This is a genomic window from Arthrobacter sp. MYb214, from assembly GCF_002979865.1.
Taxonomy (GTDB): domain Bacteria; phylum Actinomycetota; class Actinomycetes; order Actinomycetales; family Micrococcaceae; genus Glutamicibacter.
The window spans coordinates 266939-283655 of sequence record NZ_PCPZ01000003.1; the positions used below are offsets into that span (position 1 = coordinate 266939).

Annotated in this window: 16 protein-coding genes; 6 read left to right on the top strand and 10 right to left on the bottom strand. The window is 58.5% G+C overall.

The window, feature by feature from the left end:
• Positions 1-30: 30 nt before the first annotated feature.
• On the bottom strand, positions 31-1059 hold the full coding sequence (gene glsA / locus CQ012_RS09990; protein WP_105656141.1) for a glutaminase A: 1029 nt from the start codon (positions 1057-1059) through the stop codon (positions 31-33).
• 243 nt (positions 1060-1302) lie between these two features.
• On the opposite strand from glsA, the gene CQ012_RS09995 reads away from it, so the two are divergent.
• Complete coding sequence (locus tag CQ012_RS09995; RefSeq protein ID WP_105656140.1) at positions 1303-1725, top strand: acyl-CoA thioesterase; 423 nt, start codon at positions 1303-1305, stop codon at positions 1723-1725.
• Positions 1726-1923: 198 nt separating this feature from the next.
• Positions 1924-2346 carry a VOC family protein gene (locus tag CQ012_RS10000; protein ID WP_105656139.1) on the top strand — a complete coding sequence of 141 codons (423 nt, stop codon included), beginning with the start codon at positions 1924-1926 and terminating at the stop codon, positions 2344-2346.
• A 4-nt stretch (positions 2347-2350) separates the two neighbouring features.
• Here CQ012_RS10000 and CQ012_RS10005 read toward each other — a convergent pair whose 3' ends face one another.
• The 3 genes from CQ012_RS10005 to CQ012_RS10015 all read right to left on the bottom strand — a co-directional run bounded on the left by CQ012_RS10005 (position 2351) and on the right by CQ012_RS10015 (position 5063).
• Positions 2351-3190: an SGNH/GDSL hydrolase family protein gene (locus CQ012_RS10005; RefSeq protein WP_105656138.1), complete on the bottom strand. Its 840-nt coding sequence runs from the start codon at positions 3188-3190 to the stop codon at positions 2351-2353.
• Positions 3191-3294: 104 nt separating this feature from the next.
• Complete coding sequence (locus CQ012_RS10010) at positions 3295-4407, bottom strand: 3-isopropylmalate dehydrogenase (protein WP_105656137.1); 1113 nt, start codon at positions 4405-4407, stop codon at positions 3295-3297.
• Complete coding sequence (locus tag CQ012_RS10015) at positions 4404-5063, bottom strand: GntR family transcriptional regulator (RefSeq protein ID WP_181148761.1); 660 nt, start codon at positions 5061-5063, stop codon at positions 4404-4406. The genes CQ012_RS10010 and CQ012_RS10015 overlap by 4 nt, the downstream gene beginning before the upstream one ends.
• 207 nt (positions 5064-5270) lie before the next feature.
• On the opposite strand from CQ012_RS10015, the gene CQ012_RS10020 reads away from it, so the two are divergent.
• Genes CQ012_RS10020 through CQ012_RS10030 form a run of 3 tightly spaced genes read left to right on the top strand, consistent with a single transcriptional unit; the run spans position 5271 to position 8350 of the window.
• Positions 5271-6719, top strand: a complete 1449-nt coding sequence (locus tag CQ012_RS10020) for an aldehyde dehydrogenase family protein (RefSeq protein ID WP_105656135.1) — start codon at positions 5271-5273, stop codon at positions 6717-6719.
• Positions 6720-6749: 30 nt separating this feature from the next.
• On the top strand, positions 6750-7520 hold the full coding sequence (locus CQ012_RS10025; RefSeq protein WP_105656134.1) for an SDR family NAD(P)-dependent oxidoreductase: 771 nt from the start codon (positions 6750-6752) through the stop codon (positions 7518-7520).
• Between the two features lie 50 nt (positions 7521-7570).
• The gene (locus CQ012_RS10030) at positions 7571-8350 is read left to right on the top strand and encodes a FadR/GntR family transcriptional regulator (protein ID WP_105656133.1); all 780 of its coding nucleotides are present in this window, start codon (positions 7571-7573) and stop codon (positions 8348-8350) included.
• 79 nt (positions 8351-8429) lie between these two features.
• Here the strand turns inward: CQ012_RS10030 and CQ012_RS10035 are convergent, their stop codons facing one another.
• Genes CQ012_RS10035 through CQ012_RS10055 form a run of 5 tightly spaced genes read right to left on the bottom strand, consistent with a single transcriptional unit; the run spans position 8430 to position 14987 of the window.
• Entirely contained in the window at positions 8430-9845 is a 1416-nt protein-coding gene (locus CQ012_RS10035; RefSeq protein ID WP_105656132.1) for an amidase, read from the bottom strand.
• A gap of 28 nt (positions 9846-9873) precedes the next feature.
• Positions 9874-11631, bottom strand: coding sequence for a dipeptide ABC transporter ATP-binding protein (locus tag CQ012_RS10040; RefSeq protein ID WP_105656131.1), 1758 nt, complete (start codon positions 11629-11631; stop codon positions 9874-9876).
• Between the two features lie 3 nt (positions 11632-11634).
• Positions 11635-12486 carry an ABC transporter permease gene (locus CQ012_RS10045; protein ID WP_105656130.1) on the bottom strand — a complete coding sequence of 284 codons (852 nt, stop codon included), beginning with the start codon at positions 12484-12486 and terminating at the stop codon, positions 11635-11637.
• Positions 12486-13433, bottom strand: coding sequence for an ABC transporter permease (locus CQ012_RS10050; RefSeq protein WP_105656129.1), 948 nt, complete (start codon positions 13431-13433; stop codon positions 12486-12488). The genes CQ012_RS10045 and CQ012_RS10050 overlap by 1 nt, the downstream gene beginning before the upstream one ends.
• A gap of 33 nt (positions 13434-13466) precedes the next feature.
• A complete protein-coding gene (locus tag CQ012_RS10055; RefSeq protein ID WP_105656377.1) occupies positions 13467-14987 on the bottom strand; it encodes an ABC transporter substrate-binding protein in 1521 nt (506 codons plus the stop codon).
• Positions 14988-15201: 214 nt separating this feature from the next.
• Between CQ012_RS10055 and CQ012_RS10060 the strand changes: the two genes are divergently transcribed.
• Complete coding sequence (locus tag CQ012_RS10060; protein WP_286134041.1) at positions 15202-15933, top strand: FadR/GntR family transcriptional regulator; 732 nt, start codon at positions 15202-15204, stop codon at positions 15931-15933.
• A 60-nt stretch (positions 15934-15993) separates the two neighbouring features.
• Here CQ012_RS10060 and CQ012_RS10065 read toward each other — a convergent pair whose 3' ends face one another.
• Positions 15994-16602, bottom strand: coding sequence for a GNAT family N-acetyltransferase (locus CQ012_RS10065; protein ID WP_105662051.1), 609 nt, complete (start codon positions 16600-16602; stop codon positions 15994-15996).
• Positions 16603-16717: the final 115 nt, after the last annotated feature.

A 16717-nucleotide genomic window follows, 5' to 3' on the forward strand; every position in this document is an offset into this window, starting at 1 on the left:
CCTTTTGGATAATGCGCGAAACGCCCGGGATCAGCTTTCCCGATCTGGCGCCGACGCAAACAGATTCAGGCCCATGGCACGCGAAAGCTGCCCGATGGCCAGCTGCGCGCGCACCGAGTTCCCGGCCATATCCAAGGGCGGCGAGAACGCGCCGATGGCACCCTTGCCCGGAGCTACCGCGACAATACCGCCAGAAACCCCGGACTTCGCCGGGATCCCGATCTCGAATAGCCACTCGCCAGAACGCTCGTACAAGCCGTTGGAGGCCACGGTCGCCAGGGTATCGCGGCAAACGTCTGCATCGACGACGCGCTTTCCGGTCACCGGGTTCACTCCGCCATCGGCCAGCGTCGCGCCCATGACGGCAAGATCATGCGCGCTGATATTCAGCGAGCACTGCTTGGTGTACACATCAACGGCATCCGCAGGTTCGTTCTCCAGCCGCCCATAGCTCTTGAGCAAATGCCCCAAGGCCTTGTTGCGCTCGTTGGCCAGCGATTCTGAGTGGTAGACCTCGTCATCCAGGCTCAGCGCCCGGCCGGCAAAGGCGGATAGCCCTTCCCGGACGTTCTCCCACTTCTTGGCAGCGGTCTTGCCGGGCATCATTGCTGTCGTGGCGATGGCGCCGGCATTGACCATGGGGTTCATCGGCAAGCCGTTGTTCAATTCCACGGCCATCACAGAGTTGAAAGACATGCCCGTATTGTTCACGCCGATGCGTTCGCGAACGACCTCGCGCCCGTGCTCTTGCACCACTAGCGCGTAGACGAACATCTTGGAGATCGACTGGATCGAGAACAGATGATCGCAATCGCCAACCATGTGGACAGAGCCGCCGACGTGGGACATGGCGATGCCAAAGAGATTGGGGTCCGCTTGGCCCAGGATCGGAATGTAGTGGGCAAGGAGCCCGTCGTCTGCATCCGCGTATCGCTCATGGGCTTCCTTGAGCAGGGAATCGATGCGATCATGTTCCAGCTCACCGGTAGAAACTTGCTGAACGACGTCGTCGAAATCGGTGGGAATAGTTTCGTTATTCCCTTCCGAAGGATAGGTCATCTTCACCTGCCTTTTAGTCCTGGGTCCGTTGATTCATGCTGCTTGATTTGACCTTATCAACAGCATTGCCGCTTAGCACCTTGGAACAGCCGTGAGCAGACAGGAAGCATTGGGCCAGTTCTCCCGGCACCCGCCCCAATCACGCGTCCACTTGGTATTCAATGCATGAATCGCATGTGTTTTCCCCTACATTGTGGAGCACCTTACAGCGCAATGCACCCGATCTGACTTAGCATTTTGTGTATGGCTAAGGGTATTACTTTTCATACGCGCAAGTGGGTTCGCCCAGAAGACTTGAACGCAAACGGCACGCTGTTCGGCGGCAGCCTGCTGCGCTGGATCGACGAAGAAGCTGCGATCTACTCGATCATCCAGCTGGGCAACAAGCACGTTGTCACCAAGTTCATGTCCGAGATCAACTTCATCGCCTCCGCAAAGGAAGGCGACCTGATCGAGATGGGCCTGACCGCTATCGACTTCGGCCGGACTTCGGTCACCCTGCGCGCAGAGGTGCGCAACATCTTCACCCAGGAATCGATCCTGACCATCGAGAAGATCGTCTTCGTGAACATCGGCGAAGACGGCAAGCCGGCACCGCACGGCTACGACCACATCACCTACACCCGCGATCGCATCCCGCTGGAAATCACCAAGGCACTGATCTAGTCCCCGCTTGAATGCCCGAAGCCCTCAAGAATTCAAGGGTTTGGTTCAAGGCCCCGCACGGCCGCGCTTAACTGCGTGCTCTAGCGGGGCCTTGTTTCATTTCAAGGTTAATCCCGCATAGCTCTTGCGCTCGGTTCATGCGTCCAGCAAAGTTGTTTTTGCACTGAGGAATTCCCCCGACGCAGAAGCGAGAAACCCATGGGCCAGATGATTTTCGTCAACCTACCGACCGCTGATCTAGCCAGAGCCGACAAGTTCTACGAGGCCATGGGCTTCACCAAGAACACGACGTTCTCCGATGAAAATGCCACCTCATGGATCATCGCCGAGAATATTCTCGTGATGGTGCTGCGCCAGGAGTTCTTCGCAAGCTTCCTGGTCAACGGCGATAAGCCGGCGCTCGGAAGCGGCCTGCGCGAAACCCTCAATGCCCTGTCGGCAGAAACCCGCGAAGGCGTCGACGACTTCGTCGCACGGGCCGAGGCCGGTGGCGGCAGCATCTACCGCCCGGCAGATGAGCCATTCCCGGGCATGTACCAGGCAGCCGTCCAGGACCCGGATGGCCACGTCTGGGAAATCGCGTGGATGAGTCCAGAAGCAATGGAAAACCCAGGCAGCTAGGCAGCTAGCCGACCTCGGAATTCCGCAGGTGCCGCAGCTCTTCTGCTTTGCGGCGCTTGCGGAACTGCTTCTTCATCCCCTTGGCCGGATGCATCGGCTCCGGCCAGCGGGGACGCAGCTGGTCCCCCAGGGTAATGCCGCGCATGCGCCGCCCGAACATCGGCAGCACCCACTGCCTCAGCCACTCCACGTCGCGCTGCGTGGCCTGCCAGAATCCGACCCGGTCCGCGGCGCCAAAGGGATCGAAAACCAGCTGGTGTGGATACCCGAGGATCTCCAGGATCCTGATGGCCATGTAGCGATGGCCGGCACGATTCATGTGCAGCTTGTCGATATCCCACATGCGCTTATCCCGGTACGCCTCCCAATTCCAGTAGTCAACGAGCACTACTGAGTCCGGATAGCGTTCAGCGAGCCGGCGCACGTGGTCATTGAAGCGCCAGTTGCGCCGCTTGAACGGGGCGAGCACCGGGTGCACGGGGATATCGAACCCGGTGAACAGCAGGACCTTGGCACCCGTGGAAACCAGGGCTTCGACAGCTTGCGAGTATCGGGCAAGGAATTCCTTCATGTCCTTGCGGAATTCCAGGATGTCGTTGCCGCCGGCATAAAAGGTGATCACCTCCGGCCTGAGTTCCAGGGCTATGGGGATCTGCTCGTCGATAATCGACTGGAGCCGTCGGCTGCGGATTCCCAGGTTCACGTACTGCCACTCGGGATCCGCTTTGGATAGCTGCTTGGCCACGCGATCGGCCCATCCGCGTACCCCGTTGGGCAGCCTCGGTTCCCAGTCCCCCACGCCTTCGGTAAAGGAATCCCCGATCGCCATAAACAGCCGTCCCATGATTGGCTAATCTACAAGGAACAGTTGACTAAGCAATGACGGGAAAACGAACTCCACCACTCTTTTAGATGACAATGGCGTGCAGTCGGTCTATTGGCATAAGCTCATCGTGCCGCAGACAAGCTCTTCATCACCGATAAACCCGGAACCATAACGAAATCCTCGGATACAAGCCGAGCAATATCGTCTGCAATGCCAGAGGTGTCCTTCCCCATGTTCGGTCCGGCTAGTTCGGGAAGCTCGCGCACCACGCTGACGGCAGCAGATTCAATGGCCATTGCGGCCCGCTCTTCTCCTAGATGCGCGAGCATCATCGCACCAGACAGGATCGCACCGACAGGATTGGCCCAGCCCTTTCCGGCAATGTCGGGAGCCGAGCCGTGGATGGCTTCGAACATGCTAGGTGAGTTTCCATCCAGATTGAGATTCGCGCTTGCTGCAACGCCCAGGCCACCCTGGATGACGGCTCCAAGGTCCGTGATGATGTCTCCGAAGAGATTGTCGGTAACTACTACATCGAATCTTTCCGGGGCAACAGGGAGATGGAAACACATGGCATCGACATGAACGTAGTCGACTTCAACTTCGGGATAGCGCCCAGAAACGTGGTCCACGACTTCCTGCCAAAGCTTCCCAGCTTCGATAAGTATGTTCTTCTTATGGCACAAGGTAAGTTTCTTACGCCGGCTCATAGCCAGCTTGAAGGAATACTCCACTACTCGCGAGATCCCCTGCCGGGTGTTGACCGATTCTTGGAGCGCCACAGTGTGAGGTGTATTTGCGTGGACTGTCGAACCTTGGCCAATGTAGGCACCTTCGGTATTCTCACGGACGATCACCAGATCGCAACGTTCAGGTGTCAGCCCGGCAATGGGGGTGGCGACGCCCGGGTAGAGCTTGACCGGGCGCAGGTTCACCGCCTGCTCGAATTCCTGGCGCATCGCTAGGATAAATCCGCGCTCAAGTATGCCTGGCTGCACTGCTGGATCCCCCATCGCGCCGAAGAGTATGGCATCATGGCCCCGCAGCTTTCGAGTCAACTGCGGGTTCCATAGCTCGCCGGTCTGCAGATAATGCTTAGCACCTGCGTCATAAGTAGTCAGATCCAGCGCGAAGCCGAATTTCTTCTCAGCTGCAGCCAAAACGTCAAGTGTTCCCCCCATGACTTCCGGGCCGATCCCGTCTCCGGGGATGACGGCAACGCTGTAGGTTTTCATTGGATAGGCCTTTCACTAGCGGCTAGGTGGTTTTGAAGTTCGTTGAAGTATTCGCGTACTCGGCGTTGTGCAGCCTTACCGTCTGATTCGGCTAAACACTCCAGGATGCCTACCTGGAGGTTCCGCAGTTTTCCGGTATTCGTCGGGAACCACGCGGTAGCTGGCAAATGCACTTCCTCGGTTATCCGCACAAGGGTCGAGAATCCTTGAAGATAGCGATTGCCCGATGATCCCAGCAGCAATAGGTGCACCTTGGAAGCATTATGTGGCGTGGCGGTTCCCGAGTTGCGCAACGCTTGAAGCAGGTCGGCGAGCAAGGGCCTCGATATCTTATCGACTGCCATGCCGCAGGCTGCCGATTCCAATAGTTCGCGGAATTTCAGTGCTTCACGCAGATTCGTTATGTCCATCTTCGTAACCGTGGCTCGCCCGTAGGAATCGAGCTGAACCACGCCTTCATGCTCTAGCAAGGCAAAGGCTTCACGCAAGGGTGTCCGACTGACGCCAAGCTCTTCGGAGAGCCGCTGCTGCGCCAAGACTTGTCCTGGCGCATACCGTCCCGAGAAGACTCGCTCACTGATGACGCCAGCAGTTTCCCGAGCCAGCGAAACGTTGCTCCTCCAGTCAAAAGCCACCGCCACCGCCTGTACTCGCACATCCGAATTTCTCGGTATCCCGAAGTGGAATTGTGAGCATTACTGTTCCCGGAGTTTCGCTTAATGTCAATGAATTCAACGTTTTAGAAGTGTGAAAGGGTCATTTTCCTCAAACCCGTTGACTGCGAGCTAGATCACTGATTAGCTTTGGTCATCTACTGGTCAGACCAGTAGGACTTCCATGGCGCCAATTCGAAAGTAGGAACGATGACTTCTCACTCAGATGCTTACCCTGCGGGATTGCCCATCGGCGATCGGTGGGTGCACTGCGCGGAAACAGCCCCCGTTATTTTCCCTTTCGATGGTTCAGTAGTTGCGCACGCGCCTGTAGGCTCCGCGGCACTAGCCAGCCAGGCATTGGACGCCGCCCAAAGCGTCGCCAAGGAAGTTGAGAGGCTGAGCACCGGCACCAAGCGGTCAATCCTCTTGGCGGTCCATCACAAGATTTCCGAGCACCGCGAAGAGCTCGAGAATCTCCTGGTCCTCGAAACCGGCAAACCCCTGGTGGACTGCCGGGTAGAAGTTGCGCGCACCCTGACCACATGGGCCGCGGCAGCCGAAGAAGTTGCGAACCTGCGCGGCGAAACAGTACCCCTGGATCTGCAGGCCAGCGGCGATGGCATGATTGGGTACTGGACCCGTAAACCGGCAGGAATCGTGATCGGCATCGCCGGTTTCAATTACCCTTTGCTCTTGGCCAGCCATAAGCTTGCGCCAGCGCTGGCGGCTGGGTGCCCGATCATCATCAAGCCAGCACCGAATACTCCTCTGTCCACGTTGTGGGCTGTGCACTTGATCCGCGAAGCCCTCGCCGCCCATCAGGTCAGCACCGCAGCGGTGCAGCTGGTTACCGGCGGCATTGACGTTGGCGAGACATTGGTCGCAGACCCTCGCTCAGCGGTGGTTTCCTTCACCGGGTCCGCGGCCGTCGGCCACCAGATCGCCAAGAATGCGGCACCACGCAAGGCAGTGCTGGAGCTGGGGTCTAACACCGGTTTCATTGTCGCCGAGGACGCCGACATCCATGCAGCAGTCGATGCCGTGCTACGCGGGGGGTTCTATGCCAACGGGCAAGCCTGCATCTCTGTTCAGCGCGTTCTGCTCGATGAGAAAATCGCTGGCGACTTCCAGCGGGAGCTGCTGGCGCGCATCGGCGAAATAGCGGTTGGCGACCCCCGCTCGGAACAGACCCGGGTGGCTCCGCTGATCAATAAGGCATCCACCGGACGCGTGCTGTCATGGATCGAGAAGGCAAAAGAACGCGGAGCACAGGTGCTGACCGGCGGAGGCTTGCTAGGAGAATCCATCCAGCCCACGATTCTGAGCGGCGTCCCGTCCGATGCAGAACTATGGTGCGAGGAAATATTCGGTCCTGTCATCTGCTTGCGCACGGTGCCTGACCTCGATGCAGCTTTTGAGCTGGTGAACGATTCACGGTACGGACTGCAGGCAGCCATTTACAGCAAGTCGCTGAAGACGGCCTTCCGCGCCATCGATGAACTGGAAGTTGGCGGTGTCGTAGTGAATGAAATCCCGGGATTCCGGTCAGACATCATGCCCTATGGAGGAGTCAAGGACTCCGGGATCGGCCGTGAAGGCCCCCGCTTCGCAATGGAAGAATTCACTGTCACCCGGATGGCCATCATCCGCCCGTAGCCCGAGGCAACATAAACGAAGGACAACATAATGGATTACACGCAGCTCTTCCAATTTGCCGGCCAGCGCGTCATGGTCATCGGTGCAGGCAGCGGCATTGGCCGTGAAGCGGCTCTGGCCCTCGACGCCCACGGCGCCCACGTGATTTGCGCCGACCGCGATGTCGAAACCGCGCAGGAGACCGCCGACATGCTCAGCAGCGGTTCCACGGTTATCGAGCTCGACGTTCTGGATATTCAATCTGTTCAGGCCGCTTCCAATGAATTCAATGACATCGCTGCCCTGGTGTTCACCGCTGCCACGAATGTCCGAAAGCGCATCGTCGACTACACGATGGAAGAATTCGACCGCGTGGTGAATTTGAACCTGAGGGCTTCATTCGGACTGATCCAGGCCTTCGCACCTCGGCTGGCAGCCAATGGCGGCGGATCCATCATTGGCATCTCGTCCATTCGCGCATCAGTTGTCGAGCCCGGGCAAAGTGTCTATGCGGCCACCAAGGCTGCACTGGTCCAGCTGGCCCGTACCGCGGCCGCCGAATTCGGCCCGCAGGGTGTCAGGGTCAATGTTGTTGCCCCAGGGGTTGTTGAAACCCCTCTGACCGCACAGATCAAGGCCAACCCCGGCTGGTACAACGCCTACGCCCAGAAGAGCGCCTTGGGCCGCTGGGCCAGGCCAGAGGAAATGGCTGGAGCCATTGTCTATCTTGCATCGCCGGCATCGAGCTTCGTGACTGGTTCGGTGCTCACCGTCGATGGCGGTTGGACCGCCATCGATGGTCGTTTCACCCCACCGAACTAGGCGGTGGTGCCAAGGATTCTTCAGACAGACCACCACGAAAGCGACTTAAGATGTCACAGACACCAGAGGTGCCAGCTGCAACTAAGACGCGCGCTTTTGAAGCCATCGTCAGTTCCATTGAAAGCCAGGTACTTAGCGGCGAACTGAAAATCGGGGATCATCTGCCCGGAGAGCGTGAACTTGTAACCCAGTTTGAGGTGAGTCGTTCATCGGTGCGTGAAGCGATGCGGGTCTTGGAAAGCAACGGGATAGTTGCCTCTAGGCCGGGTGATCCGCGCGGAGCGGTTGTCCTCTCTCCCACGTCAGCGCCTTTGCGCAAAATGATAAGCCGTTTGGCCACGACCTCTTCGTCGAGCCTCGCGGATCTGCTCATTTATCGCATGACCATGGAATCTTCGGCCAATTCGCTGGCCGCAACGCGACGTTCCGATGCGGACTTATTGAAGCTCGAGAAGGCGATGGCGCGGATGCGGGCGGCGCGTTCGCAGAGCCAAAGCGCTTTCAGCCAGGCAGACCTCGATTTCCATGACGTGATCGCGCAGGCCAGCGGCCATGCACTGCTGCAGATTACCGGCGAAGCAGTCCGCCAGTCCATCGAGCAGCTCATCACGTCCAGCATTGAACAAAGTTCCGATGACGAGGCTTTGATGCAACGCACCCTCGACCATCATCACGAGGTCTTCATGGCCATCCAGAAGCAAGATGCGCATCTGGCTGAGCATCTTGCCCGCAGCAGCCTGTTCGAATACTACGGTCATCTGGTACCTGCCGATGACCGGACAGCTCTTGCCGCGCTGGCGTCCTTCGGACAGGCCACGCAAACCAGCTGATTTCCCGATACTGCAGATCAGAACAACAAGCAGGGCACAGCAACTGCGGTGGTTGCTGTGCCCTGCTTATACGGGATTTTCAGTCCAAGTTCGACCACTGCGGTTTGGCGCTATCTGGCCGAGCTGCCTCATACCAGCTGGCTGCGCGAAGCACATCGTCATCGGTTCCAACTGCTCCGGCCAGCTGCACGCCAATGGGCTTGCCCTCGGACGTGAAACCGCAATTGACGGTAGCCGCTGGCTGACCGGACATGTTGTACGGGACGGTGAAGGCAATATGGCCCATGGTGGCGTCAGGATCCACCACTGGCATCGGTTGTTCCGCAGGAAAAGCAGCCATCGGGGAGACCGGAGAGATGATGAGGTCATACCCGGCGGTAGCCGCGATGGTCACCTTCTGCATCTGGTCGATCGCACCGAAATTCCTGATCGTGTCGGCGCCATCGAACTTGGCTCCTCCTTCGCACCAGCGCACGATGTAATCCAGGACCTTCGCCTGCTCGCTTTCGCTCAGTTCACGGAAATCGGCCCAGGACCGGGTACGCCAAAAGCGGTCAAGCTGGTCAAGCATGCCTTGGTCGATGAAGGGCGGCAACTCTTCCACCCTGGCACCGTCCTGCGCAAAAGTGTCCGCTACCGACTGCACCGCCGATCGGATTTCGGGGTCGACAGCGACCCCAGCGTTAGCTTCAAGCTGCAACCCGATTCTCATCCCGCGGACGCTGCCAAGCTTTGACTGCCATTGCATGGCCGGATAGGCCCGTGCCGAATAGTCACGGATATCTGGTTGTCCGAGCACTGACATGAAAAGGGCAATGTCATCCACGGTACGTCCCATCGGGCCGGCCGCCCGGCCAATGTACGGGACATCCAGGGGAATCAATCCTGCACTGGGTTTCAGTGTTGCCAACCCCTGCCAGCCGCCGGGCAGGCGAATGGATCCACCGATGTCGGTGCCGACATGCAGTGGCCCGTATCCAGCAGCAGCCGCCGATCCCGCACCCGCACTGGAGCCACCGGTGGTCCATCCAGGGTTCCAAGCGCTACGCGATATTCCGTGAAGGCTGGAAACACCCGAAGAGAGCATGCCCCAGTCCGGCATCGTAGTCGAGCCAGCCAGGATGCCGCCGGCTTCAAGAATCCGATCGGTGATCGGCGCGTTCTGCGTGGGCACCTTGGGGTTGGATAGGGCCGTTCCCGAAGGCATCGGGATGCCCTTGCGTGCTATGTTCTCCTTGACCGTTGCCGGCACCCCGTCTAGTGGACCGAGCGCTGTTCCGCTGGCCCAGCGTTGCTCGCTTTCGCGTGCCTGGCTCAGCACGTCTTCCGGATCGAACTGGTACATCGCGTTGAGTACCGGTTCACGTTCCTGAACCCGTTTGATGACCGACTCTGCTACATCCACCGGCGAGATGTCCTTCGCAGCATAGGACGCGTGAAGTTCCTGCGCGGACAGCTGGTGCAGTGCGGTGGTGTGTTCAGAAAGCTGGGACATGATGGCCTCTCAAGGAAAATGAGCATTACTAGCGCAGGGCCAGTTCGTTGCGCAGGGACATGGATGAATTCACCAAAGTCCGCGTATACGCATGCTGCGGACTGTCATAGATCTGTTCGGTGGTTCCGCTTTCGACGATCCGCCCTTCATTCATCACCACGACGTTGTCGCAGATATGCCGCACCACGCCAAGATCGTGGGAGACGAAGACGAGGGTCAGATGGTAGTCGTCGACCAAGTCCGAAAGCAGGTTCAGTACTTGGGCCCGGACGGAGACATCAAGAGCGCTGACCGGTTCATCAGCCACCAGCACCCGAGGCTCGCAGATCAGCGCACGAGCAATGGAGATTCGCTGGCGCTGTCCACCGGAGAATTGATGCGGGAAGCGCTCCGCGGCATCGGCCGGCAGTCCCACCGATCCGAGCATCTCTGCGACCATCTTCCGGTGCTTGGCGCTATCCACCTTTTGCCCCGGAACAAGCAAAGGCTCAGCGATAATGTCGCGGACACGCATCCGCGGATCCAGCGATCCCATGGGATCCTGGAAAACGATCTGCAGCTGCTGGCGCAATTGGACCAGATCCCGCTCCTTGGCCCCTGCAACCTCGCTTCCTGCCACACGAACACTGCCTGAGGTGGGTTGGTCCAGACCTGCCAAGATGCGCAAGAGGGTGGATTTTCCGGAACCGGATTCACCGACCACACCGAAACGTTGCCCGGCAGCAACGTCAAAGGAAACGCCTTTCAACGCATGCACCTCCGACCGCTTCCCGAAGAGCGACGAGCGTCCGACAGGATAGATTCGCGTCAGGTCCTTGACACTGATCAACGAGGGCACTTCGGGAGCAGTGTCCCCCGCGGCCTGGTCGTGTTCCCGGAGATCGCTTATTTCCGCGTTTGCTGCTTCCACGACTGGCTGCGCTTCGGCCAAAGGCGGGATGTAGGAAGCGGCCGAAGCCACGGTGAATAACCTGCCGTCGGCATCTGTGGCATTCAGGTCCGAGGCAGCCAGCAGTCCTCGGGTGTAAGGGTGTTGCGGATTGCTGAATACCTCGCCGGTATCGCCTTCTTCAACCACTTGGCCGTTGTTCATCACCAGCACCCGGTCGCAGACGTTGGCGACCACCGAAAGGTCATGGGTGATGAACAGCAACCCGGTGCCGCGTTCTTGGACCGATTCCAAGATCAGATCCAGAACTTGGCGTTGAACCGTAACGTCCAAAGCCGTGGTCGGTTCATCGCAGAGCAAGAGACCCGGGTTATTCGCCAAGGCCATCGCCAGCATGGCGCGCTGTCGCTGGCCTCCAGAAAGCTGGTGCGGATAAGAGCGGGCGGCCCGTGCCGGATCCGGGAGCTTAACCGATCCGAGCAGTTCCACCGCACGAGCCTGAGCCGCTGATTTTGAAGCGACGGTCTTATGACTGGTCATAATTTCCGCGACCTGCGGACCGACTTTCATCAGCGGATTCAATGCGGTCAGCGGCTCCTGGAAGACCATGCTCATATCCTTGCCACGGATTTTCTGCAGTTCCCTGTCAGTTGCCTCGACCAGATTCCGTGGGTGACCCGCAAGCTGGATGGAGCCACTGGCGCTGACACCTTCCGGGAGCAACCCCATAAGGGCGGATGTGGTCATGGACTTTCCGGAACCAGATTCGCCAATCAGCCCTACACGATCCCCCGGATTCATGCGCAGATTAAAGTTCGAGACAAGCGTGCGGTGCTTGGTGCTGATTGTCAGGCCCCTGACATCTATCAGAGCGCCGGTAGTTGTTTTCTTATCCATGGATTACCGATCTCCATTCAGTTTCGGATCGAACCGATCACGCAGACCGTCACCAAGCAAGGTGAAGCCCAACACTGCAACGGCAATGGCGGCGCCCGGCCAAACGGCGAGCATCGGGAAGGTCCCCAGGAATTGCTGGGATTCTTGCAGCATGCGGCCCCAGGATGGGACCGGTGGTGGAGTGCCCAAGCCAAGGAAGGACAGCGCAGCTTCGGCAAGTACCGCAATTGCGAACGATACCGAGCACTGCACCACGACCATGCCGATGATATTGGGCAACACATGGCGCCGGGCGATACGCCAGCTGCTCTGGCTGGATGCCTTGGCAGCCATGATGTATTCGGTGCTCATCACCTGCAGGGTGCCGCTTCGCGCAACACGCGCAAAGCCGGGTATCGAGCCAATGCCGATTGCAAGCATGGCCGTGAATGTGCTGGCTCCAAATACGGCGCCGAACATGATCGCTACCAGCAACGCGGGAAAAGCGAGGAGAATATCAGCGCCACGCATGGTAACTTCCTCGGTGATGCCGCCTCGCATGCCAGCCAGAATACCTAGCGGCGTCCCTATGATCAGGGCGATGCCTACCGCAACCAAACCCACCAGCAAGGTAATGCGCGCTCCGTACAGGATTCCCGAAAAGACGTCGCGTCCGTACCTGTCGGTACCCATCAGATGGGTGACGCTGGATCCTTGCAAGCGATCCTGGGGAACTGCTTGTACCGGATCGAAGGGGGTCCAGACAAAGGAGACGAGTGCAGCGAGCACCACGAGAGCTACGAGGATGCTGCCTACCAGCAGCGTCACGGAGAGTTTGCGACGGGTGCTTGAAGCGGTAACTGGTTCTGCAGACATTACGCGCCCTTTCGAATGCGTGGATCCAGGATTGTGTAGAGCACGTCCACGACCAAGTTGATGATCAAGGTAATCGCGACGAGCACCATGACCACCGATTGCACGGTAAGAAGATCGCGGTTGCCCACCGCGTCGAGCAGCATGGACCCAAGGCCTGGGATCACAAACACCCGTTCAATGACCACCGCGCCAATGATCAATGCCGCCAACTGCACGCTGGTAACTGTCAGAACCGGGATGGAGGCGTTGCGCAGACCATGCTTGATCAGCGATTCAAGCTTCCCGAGGCCCTTGGACCGTGCGGTCCGCAAGTAATCCTCGTTCATCACTTCCATCACCGCCGAACGGACATAGCGAGTCAGGATAGCTCCCTGCACGGATGCCAGAGCGAGCACCGGCAGGACGACGCGGGAAATGAAATCTCCGAAGTCCTCGCCGGGCGGTGTCCACCCGTTGGCCGGAAGCCAACCCAGGCCCACGGCAAAGACGACCACCAGCAGAATGCCGGCGAGGAAGTTGGGAATGGCCACGCCTACCTGGCTGATTCCGCTGACAATGATGCCGCTCGGATTGCGGTGCTTGACCGCCGCGTAGGTGCCGAAAGGAATCGCAATCGCCAGGGCGAGGACCATTGCCAGCAGTACCAGGATCAGGCTGACTTGCACCCGGTCGACAATCAGCGGACTGATATCTTGCCGCGTGACGTAGGATGTGCCGAAGTTGCCGGTGGGCAACCCCAGCGCCCAGTCAAAGTACTGGACGATCAGCGGCCGATCGGTCCCGAACTCGGCTCGCGTTTTGGCCAATAGCTCCGGGGTGGCGTTCACACCCAGGGCAATCTGGGCAGGATCTCCGGGAATTGCTCGCATGAAAAGGAACACTGCAACCGTTGCAATCACATAAGTGACAACGAATCTTGCCAAGTTGATCAGTAATCTAATACCCACGTGATTTTCCCTTTGTCGGTGCGGCTATGGAAGCTATTTCCAGCCGATATTGGTCATATCCAATGCTTCGGTCACGGAGTTGGCCGGAATGCCGGTCACCTCTGCCTTGGCTACCACGATGTTCGGGAAGATGAACAGGGTATCTGCAGCTGCATCATCAACGATGGTGCGAACCACCTTTTTCATGCCATCCACGTATCCGGCTTCGTCGGCAGCATCGGCTTTTGCGGCAAGCTCCTCAATGCCTGAATTGTCGTAGCCCAGGTAGTAGTCCGGGTTGTTGAACATTGCCAAAACATCTCGGCTCTCCACTGCCAGGACGACCGACATCTGGTAATCGTGCTTGGTGAAGACCTCGTCGAGCCAGACCGCGGGGAATTCGGAGGACTCGATCTTAGCGTCGATTCCGACATCAGCCAGTTGCGAGACGACTATTTCAGAGACTGCGGTTGCGTAAGGGCGAGTTGGAACCTTGAAAGTGATCTGCAGGTTCTCGGCTCCAGCTTCCTTGAGTAACGCCTTGGCCTTCTCCGGGTCGTACGGGTAGATATCGTTCAGATCCTCGTAGTACGGGTCGGTGGTCGGAACCGGTCCGCCCACCACCGTGCCGTAGCCGTTCCATGCGGTGTCGACTACAGCTTGGCGGTCGATGGCATACATGACGGCTTGGCGCACGCGCTTGTCATCGAACGGAGCTTTTTTGTTATTCATGGACAAGACGATCTCGCCATTGGAGGTGCCGTCAAGGACCTGGTACTTGTCATTTGATTCGAAACGGGACAGCAGTTCCGGGGACTGCATGTTGTAGACGACATCCACGTCGCCGGATTGAAGTGCATTGGTCGTGGCTACCGCATCGGCGAAGTAGCGCAGTGAGACCTTTTCAACCTGCGGTTTCTCGCCCCAGTAGTCATCGCGTGTCGCGAGTTCGATGGACTGCCCGCGGTTCCACGCATCAATTTCGTATGGCCCAGTCCCAATGGCGGTCGAAGCTAGTTCGTCAACGCCGCTTGGATCGAACATGGCTCCGACCAAGGTGCCCATGTCGAAAAGCCAGGCATTACTCGGCTGCTTCAGGGTAATGGCGACTTCGGAATCACTGAGGACATCGACAGAGTCCACGATTTCCATTTTCGTCTTCAAGCTAGAGACCCAGTCATCGGATTGGACTCGTTCGATACTGAATTTGACGTCATCGGCAGTGAACGCTTCGCCATTGGAAAAGGTTGCGCCTTCGCGAAGCTTGAACGTATAAGTCTTGTTCCCGTTGCTCAGCTCCCACGATTCGGCGAGCAACGGCTGGATCTTTCCTTCTTGGTCGATCTCGACCAATCCTTCATAGACATTGGACATGAGCGCTTGCGGAATAGCAGCGCCTGCAGTCGTGGTGAAGTCCAGATTGACCGGTTCACCAGTTAGCGCGACGGTCACTGAAGTGTTTTCGGCCGAGCCTTCCGACGAAGTCCCGCCTGATCCTGCAGAGCACGCGGTTAGCGCCAGAGAGCCAACCAGCACTGTCGCCGCAAGCCGACTGTAGTTCTTTTTCTCTTTCATGGGATCTCCATCGGTCAACATGTCCATTGAGTGATGTGATCCATACAACACCATATATGCTGATATTTCTACTAAGTTTTCTGGTCTTACCAGTTGTCGAAATATTTGACTGGGGCGGTGCCGCCCCGGAGAACTGCAATACCTTGTCCGCTAACCGTTTCCACTCGCAGCTAAAGGAAGGCCCCAATTGAGCAAGCTAACTTTCACGCCGGCCGTGCCAACATTGACCTACGAGCGAGTAGTGCAACAAATCGAGGAAGCGATTCTGTCCAAGGAAATTGAACCTGGCCAGCACCTTCCCAGTGAACGCGAGCTCATGGTGCAGTTCTCCGTCAGCCGGCCAACGGTCCGCGAGGCATTGCGAGTATTACAGAGCCAAGGCCTCATTGCGTCGCGTCCCGGTAGCCGCAGCGGTCCAGTTGTCTTGCCGGTTTCCACGGATAATCTGGGCAGATCCTTTGCCAATATGGCGCGCATAGCTACCCTCTCACTCTCGGAATTGGTTCAATTCAGAATCGTTCTGGAGAGTTCCGCCTGCCAGCTAGCGGCCGTAATGCATAGTTCCGAGCAATTATCGGTCATGCGCGATGCAGTTGAACGCATGGAATCTGAGGCGGCTGCGGGCTCCGGATCCTTCAACCGAGCCGACCTCGATTTCCACGCGGCCGTATGGGAAGCCAGCCACAACAGCCTGTTGCGGATCTGTGGCGAGGCGGTATCCGGTGCCATCTTGAGCGTCATGAATGACCAGATGAGCCACGCGGACAACGAGTCCCTAGAAATGAAAAAAGTGGTGGCATTGGACCGAGCTATCTTCGATGCAATTGAAGCCAGAGAGCCAGTCACCGCCGGAAACGCAGCCAAGACGGCCATTTCCACGTATTTCAAACCTCGTCTGGATGATGAAGGGGTGCGCGGCGTTGAAGCGCTGACGGAACCTCGCTAATTCACGCCGGTTCCTTATCCCGGTGCCAAAGCGGAGCAAATGCAACACAGCGTCACCGGGTCAGAGCAGTTTGCGCATGATCAGCCGGGGCATCCTGCTGGCCTGGGCGTCGCTGACCCCGACGACCTCGAACCCGGCCTGCTCGAACATCTTCCTGGTTCCGACGAAGGCCATGGTCAGGTCCATCCGCCCTGCCGGATCCACGGGGTAGGCTTCGACCGCTGGCGCCCCGAGGTCCCGCGCATACTGCACTGCGCCTTGGACCATTTCCCGATTCACGCCCTGGCGGCGGTAGCCGCTGCGCACCACCATGCAGGTGATGCTCCAAGCCTCCAGATCATCCACGGGCCTGATGAGCTTGGACTTTTCCAGCAGTGGGATCCTCGATCGCGGAGCGATGCTGCACCAGCCCACCGGTTCCCCTGCGCGATAAGCGATCACTCCCGGGGCAATCGGCTCGGTGCTCAGTGAGCGCATGGCGGCGAACCGGTCCCCTGCGCCTCGTTCCCTGATCTCGACGGCACCGATCCGGTGCGACAAGCACCAGCAATGCTTCTGCCTCCGGCTCGGATTCACTACCGTCGCGAAGTCGTCCATGCGTTCTTCGGCCAGCGGCCTGATCTCGAGGGGCGCTGTTCCTGCCGCCTGCGGATCCTGGTTCGTGTCCATCTGTCCATCCTGCGCTCCGAAAAGCCCAAAGGGCACCCTGGGAGGCAAATTCTTCGGGTTTTCCATAATGAAGAACTCCGGTTCCCTCGGTGTTGGCGCTGACCTGCGCGCTCTA